Below are 2,112 nucleotides of genomic sequence, written 5' to 3'. Positions count from 1 at the left end.
GCTCAGCCCCCAAGGCGACGTCGTTTCCCCCCGCGGACGGGCACTGACCGAAGAGGTTTTCGGCGCCCCACTGACTCCCGTCGAAGTGGTCCAGCGAATTTGTGCGGAGGTTCAACGGGACGGGACCGAGGCGCTGCTGAAATTCAATCAACAGCTCGACAAGGCCGACCTGACCGCCGACCAGCTCCGTGTTCCCGCGGAGGACTTGGCCGCCGCACATGCCGCGGCCGATCCGGAATTGATCGGTTCCATCCGACGCATTCGTGACAACGTGGCCACTTTCCAACAAGCGATTCTGCATCGCGACGTGACGATCGAGCCCAAACCGGGTGTCACGCTGACGCAGCGTTACGTGCCGCTGCGTCGCGTCGGTGTTTGCGTCCCCGGCGGCGCGGCGGCCTATCCATCGACCGTATTGATGACCGTGGTCCCGGCCCAAGTCGCCGGTGTCCAGGAGATCGCCGTGGTCGCACCGCCGACACCGTTCGGCGCGTACAACCAAGACATGCTGGCAACGTGTCATGAACTCGGCGTGACCGAGGTGTATCGGATGGGCGGCGCCCAAGCCGTCGCGGCACTGGCCTATGGCACCGACGTCGTCCCGGCGGTCAACAAGATCGTCGGCCCGGGAAACCTGTTCGTCGCCCTGGCCAAAAAACACGTCTACGGCACCGTCGACATCGATTCCTTCGCCGGCCCCAGCGAAGTCATCGTGATCGCCGATCAAACCGCCCGCCCCGATTTTATTGCCGCCGATCTGTTGGCCCAAGCTGAACATTCACCCGGCAGCGCGATCTTGATCACATGGGACGAGTCGTTGATCGACGCGGTCAGCCAACAGGTCGCCAAACAACTCGCGCTGCTCGAGCGAGCCGAGTTGACGCTGGACAGCTTGGAAGCCTTCGGTGCGCTGATCCTGGTCCGCGACGAAGCCCAGGCGTGTGAACTGACCGATTCCTTCGCCCCCGAACACCTGCACATCCAAACCGCCAACCCGCGCGACCAAATCGCCAAGATCAACAACAGCGGCGCCGCCTTCCTGGGGCACCACACGCCGGTCGCGCTGGGCGACTATGCCGCCGGCCCCAGCCACGTGTTGCCGACCGGAGGCACTTGCACCTGGGCCGCCGGACTGTGCAGCAACAGTTTCCTGCGCAGCGGCAGCATCACCGAGTTCGACGAATCGGCGATGAACCAGATCGCCCCCGACGTCGAACGCCTGGCCGAAAAAGAAGGCCTGACCGCCCACGCCCGCAGCGTCTCGATTCGGAGATAGGTGTTTCAGATTTCAGGTTTCAGGTTCATTTTCCTGTCACCCATTTTCTTGTCTTCCCTTCCCGTCGTCCATTCTTCCGCCCTCCCTTTTTCTGCCATCTCCCCCATGTCAAAAACCGACCTCCGCCCTGCTCTTTCGCGGATGTTGCCCTACACGCCCGGCGAGCAACCGCCGCCGGGCAAATTCATCAAGCTCAACACCAACGAAAACCCCTACCCGCCTCCGCCGTCGGTCGTTTCGGCGATCCGAGATGCCGCCTCGGGTCCGCTCAACCGCTACCCCGACCCGACCGCGACCGTGTTTCGCCGCGCCGCCGCCGAGGTGCTCGGCTTACCCGGTCCCGATTGGATTCTGGCCGGCAACGGAAGCGATGAAATCCTGACCATCCTGGTGCGGGGCTTTGTCGGCGAAGGCCAAAAGCTGCGACTGCCCTACCCCAGTTACATCCTTTACCGGACGCTGGCGGACATCCAAGGCGCGTCGTGGGAACAGATTCCCTTTCTCGACGGCTGGCATCTGCCGGCGATGTTTGGCGAAGGCGACAACGACTTGCGGTTGGTGCTGTTGCCCAATCCGAACAGCCCCAGCGGAACCGTGGTGCCGGCCGAACAGATCGAACAACTCGCCGCCTCGTTGCCCTGCCCGCTGGTCGTTGACGAAGCCTACGTGGATTTTGCCGACTTCAATTGCCTGGATCTGGTGCGGCGACACGACAACATCCTGGTCACACGGACGCTGAGCAAATCGTACGGCTTGGCGGGCATCCGCTTCGGTTTCCTGGTCGCCCAACCGTCACTGGTCGCCAAGTTGTCGAACATCAAAGACAGCTACAACTG

2 protein-coding genes are annotated in these 2,112 nt (G+C 62.8%); both read left to right on the top strand.

Annotated features, from left to right (window positions below):
• The coding region (gene hisD / locus ABX749_RS30735; protein WP_372899395.1) for a histidinol dehydrogenase at positions 1–1,276 on the top strand (1,276 nt) is incomplete at its 5' end.
• A 105-nt stretch (positions 1,277–1,381) separates the two neighbouring features.
• On the top strand, positions 1,382–2,112 hold a 731-nt coding region (locus ABX749_RS30730), incomplete at its 3' end, for a histidinol-phosphate transaminase (RefSeq protein ID WP_372899394.1).

The sequence above is a fragment of the Stieleria sp. genome (assembly GCF_041595215.1).
Taxonomy (GTDB): domain Bacteria; phylum Planctomycetota; class Planctomycetia; order Pirellulales; family Pirellulaceae; genus Stieleria; species Stieleria magnilauensis.
This window is presented reverse-complemented; position numbering and strand designations above follow the sequence as displayed.